Genomic DNA, 11,211 nt, shown 5'->3' on the forward strand with positions numbered 1-11,211 from the left:
ATGAAAGGCAAAACAATCACAAAATACACATCCCTAGCCCTTGCGCTTGCATTAGTTTTACCAACTACAGCAAAAGCAGCAGAGGGCACAAATACTGAAAATACAATAGCTACAACCATTGGACAAACTAATAATGAAGTAAGAGAAGACATCAAATCAGAACTATCAAGCAAGCTAGATGAAAGTGGAAAAACTGTAAATTACACATTAAACATCACAAATGCTAAAGAAGATGAAGACTTAAAAGCAGTTTTTTATATCCTAGATAGGTCAAATCTTGAAAGTCTAGAAGTGCTTGAGGATGAAGATATCAGCAATCAAGCCGTAAAAACAGAAGGATTTGATGGCGGCAAAAAAATTACTGTTGACTTAAAAAATGCAAAATCTATCAGCTTAAGAGCAAATATCAAAGAAGGCAAGACAAATAATTTTGTTTTTGATTACATATTAGCAAATGATAGTATAAGCACTATAAAAAGAGTGGCTTACGCCCTAGCAAAAGACACAGAAGGCAAAGACATTCTAAAAGAAGAAGAAATCAATGAAGTTTCTTCAACTTTAGCTGGTAAATTTATTGACCAAACAAAGATAGAATGGTCAGATTACTTAGTAAATCCAACAAATAAAGATATAATTAGAAATTATGATTTAAACTTAAGCGAAAATCAAAAAAATCCAGGAAAAATCACAATTGAAACATTCAAGGCAGCTAAAGATGGTTTTGTAAAAGAAAATACAATTGACTTAGACTTTGGAAACATTCAAAATCTAAACCTTCCAGCAAAAGGACTAGTGAAAATATCTTTCCAATCTGATGTTTCAAGTGAGGATAATGCATTTTCTCTAAATGGTGTCGAGCTAAAAAGAGATGCAGAAAATACTGACTTAAAAAATCAAATAGATGATTTAAGCAAAACAATCCAAGAAAATGACAAAGAAATCAAAGATGAGCTTAGGACTATAGATAATAGCTCTATAGCTAAGGCAAGCGAAAATACAGAAATTCATGCAAAAACACAATCATCAGACCAAACAAATCAACAATCTCTAGCCCAAGACATTGAGCAAAGAAATGAGCAAATCCTTGAGCAGATGAGAAAAATTGATAAAAGTCAAGAATCTCAAAGTGTGGAGAATCCAAACAATCAAGCATCTCAAAAGGATGTCAAGGTCGTATCCTTAAAAGATAATACAAGCAATAGTTCAACAAACCCATCACTTACAAACATTAGCCAAATTGATGTGGATAATCTAAGAATTGACATCGAAGATAGAAACACTGAAATTATCAATACTCTAAAAGAAATCGATAAGGAGTATCCAACAATAGTAACACTTGCAAACAAGCAAACAGAGACTGATCAAGATATAAACATAGCTGACCTTATCAAAGAAATTGATGATAGAAACCAAGCAATCCAAGATGAATTGCAAAGAATTTATGGCAAATACGCTGTAAATACAGTAATGGATTTAAATAAATCAATAGATGATGACACATACGAATTACTTACACAAGTAGACACAAACAACGAAAAAGTTAGTCAAATCATCGATCAAGTAAACCTATCAATAGAGGCAAATCAAGCCTTAGATAGTGAAGAAGAACTAGCTAAAATCAAAGCTTTACTAGATAATATCGAAAAATTAGAAAAAAATAACGAAAAAGTTCTAGCAAATGTAGACAGTACCAAGCAAAATCAAGAGTCAGGCGAAAACTTCAAAAATCTAGTGCCAGGCTACTCAGAAAATGTCTACAAAGACCTTGAAAAAGTAGTAACAATAACCCTAGATCCGCTAAGTAAAGTAGAAAACACAGCTACAAAAGAAAGCGCAAGCAAGGCATATCCAACACTTGCAAAATATTTAGAAGATTTAGAATTTGTAAAAGCTATACTAAAATAGGTAAATATAATATCCAAAACACCCGGTACAAGCCTGGGTGTTTTTATATTGCAAAACTATAAATCAAATTAAAGATAAATATCTTATAAAAATTCAACTCGATTATACAAATTTTATATATATTTACATTTTCAAAGAAAAAACTAAAAACACTACTAGAATTTATCTAAGCATTATCATATAATCCAAAGTATGACTAAATTAGTCGGGATAACCATTAAGATTGCCAAAATGTTGCAATCACTGAAATGCATTAGGCAGATTAATTAAGATAAATTTGGTTTTTTTAAAAAATATATAAAAAACATTTAAAAATGCTCACAATTCACGTTAATTTAGTAGTATAATAAATAGAAGTAAAAGACTATAGATTGACGAAATTTTAAAAAAATCAATGAAAAAATATAAATCAAGGGGGAAGATTTATGAAAGGCAAGTTACAAGAGTTTTCTGTAAAACTGCTCGCATCTACGCTTGCAGTTATGATGTCTATACCGGCAAATGCTTTTGCTATGGTTGGTGACAATAGCAACACATACACGGAAAACACATCGGTGATGGGCATACAAGCACCAGAAGAAACAAAAGAAGATCAGGTACATACAGCTTTGCTAAAAAGCGAACTAAGCACAGACGAAAGTGATGATTACATAATCGAAAAATCCGCATCTCTTTCAAAAACAACAGGTCAGATTGATTACATAATCAAAATAATTAACAAAACACCTGAAAAAGAAAGTTCAGATAAGCAAACCACAACATTTGCTATCACACAAAATACAGATTTACTAGACCTAAAGGTAGAAAAAGTCCAAGCCTTAGATGCAAATGGCAATGAAGAAGAAATCAACTACACACAAGGCACACCAAATGCATTTAACAGCACAGACAATATAAGATCCACAGGAATCACAACAAACAAGCCACAAAATGGTGTGGTTTATTACTTGAACGCAAAATTAACAGATCAAGCTTTAAAAGATTTAGAGCAAAAATCCCCTCAACTTGCCCTAGATTTCACAATAGCTTCTCCAGACAATAAAATTTACCAAGATAGATATGCTCTAGAAATAGAAAAAGCAAACACAACAGAAATCACAATAGATAATGAAGGCAACATAGCAAACCCAGAAGGCAGACTAGTAGAAAATCAAGAAAGCCTTCACTTGTATAAGGGTGAGTACAAAGAAGAACAAAAAGGAATCTTCCAAAGCACACCAGCACAAATCATTTGGACAGATTATATAAATGCAAAAGATAACAAAGAATTTACCTACGACATAAACCTAGACCAAGGCCAAGACACAACAGAATCTCAAGTAAAGATTGAGTACTACGAGGCCCAAGAAAAAGGTTATGTCCTAAACGAATCATTCACAAAAACATTAGCTTTTGCAAATAATCTAAAACTATCTATCCCAGAAGGATACCTAGCAAAAGTAGAACTTAACACCAGACCAAAAGCAAATACAAAAGAATTTGCCTATAACGACATCAAAATTCCAAACCCAACATATACAGAAGAAAAAAATGAAGCAAAAGAAGAACAAGCCTCAGATGATGCAGATCCTCTGCCTAATATTTTTTCTAAAAATGATGCAGAGGTAAACTCTTCCAATGATAGCATAACAGACCAAAAGGACCAGAATTTTTCTACAAATTCAAAAACTGATCCTGCTGAAAACCTATCAGCAACAGAAGAAAAAAATGAAGCAAAAGAAGAACAAGCCTCAGATGATGCAGATCCTCTGCCTAATATTTTTTCTAAAAATTATGCAGAGGTAAACTCCTCCAATGATAGCATAACAGACCAAAAGGACCAGAATTTTTCTACAAATTCAAAAACTGATCCTGTTGAAAACCTATCAGCAATTGCACTAAATAAAGATGCATATTTTGATAAATTAAAAGCTGATGACAAACTAACAGCAAATATAGAAGAAGCAACAAACGAAATAGAACAAATCCTAGAAGCATATAATAAAGAAGAAATCAATTGGGATGACTTTAAACAATCAGTACAAAATATCAAAAATGACAAAGAAATTGATGAGAGTCAAACCAAAGATATACTAGCTTCTTTATTAATAGGCCTAAACGAAGAAAAATACAAAGTAGCTAATATCGATATAGACCAAGCGGCAGGATCTGATACAGAAGAAAAGACAGAAGAAACTGCTGACCAAGGAAAAACAGAAGAAGGCAAAGACCTATCAGATAAAACTCCATATGAACAAGCAGCAGCAAAACTAGCTGAAGAAGGCGTGACTATTGAAGACTTCCAAAATTATATGTACGAATTGGAAAGAAAATATAATCTTACAGATGAAGATGCTGATAGGGTCTATACAGAAAATGAAGAAGCTATCAAAAAGCTCATCTCAAAAGCTAAGGAAGAGAAAACTACAGGAGATGTGTTTGCAGTAGACAATCAAAGTGCATTTAGAAAAACTTATCCTTATAAGACAAACTACTGGACATATCAATACTATGACCAAACTAAAAAAACAGTAAATTGGGATATTAGGATTGAGACAGATCAAATCAAGCCATCTCATTTAGAATTTGATAACGTAGGACTAAGTTTATATGCTCCTGCAGCTCAGGGATTAACAAACTTTAAGGTAACTGTTAAAGATAATCTAAGCGATGTTTCTACCAATGATAATGCCAAAAAGGTTCGTGAAAGATCAGATAATGGAACAACTACATTTGCTGATAGCACTTTAGAACAAGATGGAAACTTATATAAATTTAATCTAAACATCTCCAAAGAAAAGCTACCAAATGACTTAATCATCCACGTAGAAGCAACTCCAAAAGATAATCATGCCAAATATCAAATGTATGACCTAGGTCTAAGACTAACTCCAGATAAAAACTACATTCAAACAGTTTATGAAGAATTCAAAAACGACTGGGCAAAACTTGTAGCAGCTATGCCATGGATTATCCCATTTAAATCAGGAGATGGTCAAGTAAGGAAATTTGAAGACGGCTTCAACGTAGTAGACACTAGACTGCCAGCAGACGCAATGATAGCAGCCTACCAAGATGATAAGTACAAAGCTAAATCATACACAGATAAATCTAGGTCAGTATTTGGAGAATTTGCTGGAACAAATACAATAAATTGGCAAATATCAGACACCCTAAGACTCCAAGATGATGAAAGATTCTTAAACAATCCAAAAAACAGTCTAGGTAATGATATCTTTGATACTGCCTTTAATAATAACAACAATACTGGTGATAATCTTTCAATAGAAGTATTACAACCAAATAAAGATGGATCATTTACTCCTCTTCAAGGTGGAGCTATTACAGTTTCAAGTGCAGCTGATTTTAGACAACAACTTAGTTCGAAATTATCAGTTTTAGTACCTGGTACAGTAATCAACTACACATTTGCAAATACCGCTTCCAAACCAACAACCGACTCCACAGCCACCATCAAATTTAGCAATAGATTTGATGATGGAGTAGGCTATTATGGTGGAGAGCAGACTGCTAGTTTAAGGAAGCTAACTGGAAAAGAACAAAGTTCTATCGTTCACGTTACCCAATACAATAATGACTCGACATGGATGATTATAAGAGAGAGTGGAGAGTTTGCACTTTGTATCAACTATGGTCTACAGTATCCAATAATTAAATTAACTGGAGATAACTTAAAAATTCATCAAAAAAACATTAAAGATGCAACCATAGATGATTTAAACAATTATGCTGGATATAGATCATCTATTGATGGTAATGGTCTATATAAAGATAGAGATAAGAGAAATAAGGCTAGAATGTATGATGATATTAAAAGAGCGTTATATCTAGTTGAAAATACTGACTTTCAAAGTGAAGAAGAAAAATACTATGTTGCACAAATTCTAATGTTTAGAATTATCGATATATACTCTACTCCAAAGATGATATCAAACCCAGATGATGCATATAATGAAAATACAAGTCTTGGAAAAAAAGTTATAAATGGTGAACTTCCAAGTGAAAGTGGATTATACACTCAAATTCATTATGATAGTTCAGCTAATAAATTTAAACCTCATAAAGATAAAGCTAATGAAGTTTTTAGAAAAATACCTGAGACTAAAAAAGAATCAAGCAACTACTATATTAGTTCTGCGGATGTAAATGAAGCAGTAGAAATAAACATTTACCCGACATTTGAAGATGGAACAGGAGATAAGAAAAAATTCCAAACTGTAATTAGTTATAAAGCTAAAAACCCTCTAAGAATAAATAAGGTAGATTCAGATAATAGACCTATCTCTGGTGTTAGCTTTAATATATCAGGGAATGGCAAAAATATAAACTACACTTCTGGACAAGAACCAAGCAAGTTTTATCTGCCAGTAGGTAAATATACTGTTACAGAGACTAAAACACCACAAGGATATAACACAATTGACCCATTCACTATTGAAGTTAAAGAAGAGACTAATTCTGTCGAAAGAGCATGGGATGATTTGAGAAGAAATGAAAGTGGAAGTACAACTTACTATTATCCTTCTAACACTGCAGTTATATCAGAAAATAATAACTATTATGTAGATCAAAATGGTACAAGAAAATCATTAGTAAATATTGAAAGTAAATATATAAATGACTTCAAAGAATACCAATCTAGTTTAAAGATTATAAATACTAAAGGAAGACTAGAAATATCCAAAAAACTTCTAGTGGAAGATGGGATCGAATACAACCTACCAGGTATTAAGTTTAAACTTACTGGTAAGGGTAGCTCATATTTGAGAGGAAAAAAAGAAGCTACTACTAATAAAGATGGTATAGCAGTATTTGATAACCTACCATTAAATTCACAATGGACTTTAGAAGAAGTGAAAACGGAAGGTCTATCTGAAGTATATACAAAATGGAATGTATCAGTAAATAGTACTGGAAAAGTTACAATTACTGGTGATAAAGATTCTAGAGATCCAGATAACTTATTTACTATTGATCCATCTGACAGTAGTAAGATTACAGTTAGAAACGAACCAGATGTAAAAGAACCAGGTAACTTTAAAATAAAAAAAATTGATAGCGAAACTAAACAACCTATTAAAGAAGTAGAATTTACCCTTTACGGTAGTGATAAAAAGACACAAATTGGTGAGACAACAAAAACTAATGAAAATGGTGAAATATATTATAGCAATCTACCTAATGGTATATATTATCTAAAAGAAAATATACCGCAAGGTTATAAAGCTATAAGTGAATGGACAACCATTATAGTAAACAACGGCCAAACATCGGTAGTGAATGTAGATATTACTGTTGGTGCTAATGGAGATATGATTAGTTTAGATCCTAAATATTCACTGACCATAGTAAACGAGATTGGTAATGCTATAGATACTAATATAACTGATGGAACAATTAATGCAAATAATTTAAATAACGGAACCTATACTATAAAAGATGGTGATAAGGAAGTATTAACTATTGAAGTAAAAAATAAAAAGATAGTTAATTTAACTGATCCAAATAAGCCATTAAATAACAGTGAGGATGATAATAGCACAGATGATAATCCAGTTAAAGAACCTACAGAGGACCCAAAACCTATAGAAACACAATATCCAAAATATATCGAAGTGTCTAATAATGAGAACTCTGTAATAGTTCAATTCCCAGATTATACTAGTAAGTCTGTTAGAGTTTTTCAAGGAAAAGTTGATACATCTAGCTGGAATACAGGCACTTACACTATCGAAAATGATGGATATGGTAACAGATTAGTAGCATCGGTAAAAGATGGACAAGTAGTTAATTTACAAAAATACAGACTACAAACTCCAGTACCGATAAATGGTAAAACACTATATGTAAAACATGATGGTTACCCAAGCTATATGAACTTTAAAGAATATTCTGAAGTCACTAACACTAATACTGGAGAAATTACAACATATATTATGTTAAAGCCAGACGCCAATAATGGCGGTAACGGTACAGATAAGAATACAATATTTAATATTTATTCTTCTAATAGTACAATTAAAAAGGCTGAATTATTTAGAGTTGGCACTGGTTCAACTAAATCTACAGTAAGTAATGCAATGACTAATCAAAATATGAGAAGTTATATGAATACTACTTATGTAGCAAAACCTGGCACACAAGAATATAGCCAGAATCATCCTATATCGATTAATGGAATTCAAAATAACACAGTTGACTTAAATACAACTAGTGTTAGGGTAAACTTACCGAAAGAGAGATTTGCTAATGACTGGTCGTTTGTATTAAAAATTACATCAGATATAGATAATAAACTAGAGCCAGCATTCTTTAACTATATGTGGAATAGCGAGGCTAGCGGGGAAGCGAGCATTACAGGTGATAGAGATATACCAGCATTGCAAAAATATGTAAAAGTCTCTAAATTAGATAATGTGATATTTGCTAATTTACTAAACACAGTAAAAACCTCATATAACACATTATCAGAACTTATTACACCAACTGTATACGCAGCAGAAGCAGATGTAACTAAATTAGAGCCATCGTTAGTGAATGATCATAATTTGGATAATACAATAGAAGAAAAAACAGTTATTGAAAAAATAAATGATGGTCTAGGATTAATTCAAGACACACCGATATCTAATGTATTGAACTTAACGTTTAACGTAGCAGAAGTACTATCACCTCAAAGCACATCGATCACTAAATCGTTCTTCAATAGTGTATTAAATATCGAAGTAGAAGAAGGAGCAGCTCTTCCATCTATTAGCGATATAAAAATATCTAATGACAAGACAGAGTTTACGGATATTAATTTCGATAACGTCGTAGAATATGAGATCGAAAATATACCAGATAAACCAGGCGAGGGTGAAATTATCGTAAATAAAAAAGATGATAGTAATAATCCATTAGATGGAGTTGAATTTACGCTATATGATTTCGATTGGACAAAAGTAGCTTCTACAAGCGACAGATCTAATCCTCAGACTACTAAGGATGGCGGAAGAGTTAAATGGTCTAACTTACCATATGGTAAATACTGGTTAGTAGAAACTAAGTCAGCTGATGGGTATATTAGAAATTCTGAGCCTAGACTTGTGACTATTTCTTATGAATACAATGTACCTGGTCCTGAGACAGAAGGAAAAGATGTCTCTAATCAGCTAACGTTAAATAGATCTTCAAATCCATCACCAAACATTAGCTCTTCTAGTGGGTCAGAATCTGTAGTTTATCCAAATAACGCAGAAGGACTAAAAGTAAATCTAAATTATAGCGTAAATAGTAATTCAGATATAAAGCCAGGTGATTATTTCTACCTATCTATATCAGACAATATAGATTTTGATGGTGTGTTTAATGTAGATACAGTAGTAAAAGCTGGTGGCCACGATATCATTGGTTCACAAGGTACAGTGGCAAAAGCATCTGTAGTAAAGACTGCCGATGGCAAAAAATATCTAAAATACACATTTACAAATTATGTAAAAGAAAGAAAACTTGAAGATATCAATATGACTCTTCCATTATTTATAAACAGGATAAAAGTCCAAAATAATGGCTATCAAAATATGTCTATTGGTATAGGTAGCCCTACTAATCGAAGTCAGATATTTGAAGATAGAATATATGTTAATTATACAGACTTCTATGATAAGCACCCAAGTGCTAGAATGGTAAACTCTCTACCAACAAAGGTAGACCCTGCTACAGGATATTTCAGAACTATAGTATATGCTAATCAAATGAAAGAGTATTCTTGGAATAAACGTATCACCTTTAGTACAAATCAAAATCTAACAGGTCTAACTTATAAAGTATATGTACAAAACGGTGATCTACCACCTTCATACGGGATAACAACCCCTGGTGGGTTAATAAAAACCTATGGAACATATACTTTAGATAAAGGGTACCAACAGACTATTAATCTAGGACCTAATAATCAATATAATAGTAATACCTATTATGTAGTAATAGAAGGTTACCTAGACAATAAGTCCTTTACTGAGTTCAAGTCAAGAGTTATATATGAGTCATATATTGATAATTACTATAACTCAACTAACTATTACTGGGACAATGAAGTTAAAAACTATCAACCAACATATAAATCAGATGGTAATCTAGTTTACCAAATGCCAGTTGAAGTTACAGTATCAAATAGTAAAAATGAAGTAGAATATACTAAGATAGAAGCGCTAGAAGGATCTGTCGAAAATAACGACACAACTAGCACATCTGAAGTTGATTCATCAGTTACTAAAAATAAAGATAATTCTATTACAGCTATCAACGGTGCTAAGTTTGAACTAAGAAAACTAGATGAAACTGGTAAGTATAAAAAAGTTGAAGGCTCTGGCCAAGAGAGTAAGGATGGCGGAAAACTTAAATGGACAAAGTTAGCTCCAGGCAAGTATGAAGTTTGGGAAACTGAAGCTGCACTAGGCTATGAAACACCTAAAGAAGCCGTAGCTAAATTTACCGTTAATAAAGATGGTCTAGTGTCTAAGGTAGAAAGAGATGAAAATAACGAAGATAATAAAGTTATCTCTCAACCATATATCGGAAATAAAAAAATAGCTAAGGGTAAGTTCAAACTTCTAAAAGTAGACTCAGAAAATAACGCTCTAGAAGGTGTAGAGTTTAATCTAACTGGTCCAAACAGCTATAATAAAACTCTAAAATCAGATGGAGCTGGTGAAATAAGATTTACTGACTTAGAACCAGGCACATACACTCTTAAAGAAACTAGCACACTAAGTGGCTATATTAAGACAAATCAAGAGTGGACTGTTACTGTAAGCAATGGTGTTACAAGTATAAAACCTGTCAATAGCGAAAGCCATACAGCTGATAGTTCTTTAGATGATCTTAACCAATTAAAATCAAAAGGATATCTAATTATTGATGAAAATAGTAACGCAGAAGACCCATCAGTATCAACAATAAAAGTACTAAATAGAAAAGCAACCTACCCATCAACCGGTGGAGCTGGTACATTTGTAGGCTTTGCCCTAATTGGTACAGCTATCATGCTTGCGGGTATTGCATACTTTGCTATATTCCAAAACGATAAAAACAGACGTCGTTCTGATAGATATGGCAGGTAAATTTACAATTAAATAACAACTGAATACAAAAAAAACCCTAGGATAGCCAAATCCTAGGGTTTTTTATATTTATTATAAAAGTCTAATTAATCTTATTATTTATGTTTTATATATATTGGGAAAATGCTCATCTCTTTTTTTATAATCTACTCACAATCATAGTGATAGCAAGGCTTGCAGAAATTTAGCAATCTTTTACATA

2 protein-coding genes are annotated in these 11,211 nt (G+C 32.3%); both read left to right on the forward strand.

The annotated features are described in order from the left end of the window. Positions 1-1,905, forward strand: coding sequence for a hypothetical protein (locus OC526_RS01770; RefSeq protein WP_262121716.1), 1,905 nt, complete (start codon positions 1-3; stop codon positions 1,903-1,905). A gap of 425 nt (positions 1,906-2,330) precedes the next feature. Next, positions 2,331-11,009 (forward strand): SpaA isopeptide-forming pilin-related protein, encoded by an 8,679-nt coding sequence (locus OC526_RS01775; protein WP_262121718.1) that lies wholly within the window; start codon positions 2,331-2,333, stop codon positions 11,007-11,009. The last annotated feature ends 202 nt before the right edge of the window (positions 11,010-11,211 follow it).

Source organism: Anaerococcus sp. Marseille-Q5996 (assembly GCF_946893725.1).
GTDB lineage: Bacteria > Bacillota > Clostridia > Tissierellales > Peptoniphilaceae > Anaerococcus > Anaerococcus martiniensis.

Bases quoted from the DNA above. Each gene is read 5' to 3' on its own strand.
- OC526_RS01775 (WP_262121718.1), top strand. From the start codon at position 2,331: ATGAAAGGCAAGTTACAAGAGTTTTCTGTAAAACTGCTCGCATCTACG.
- OC526_RS01770 (WP_262121716.1), top strand. From the start codon at position 1: ATGAAAGGCAAAACAATCACAAAATACACATCCCTAGCCCTTGCGCTT.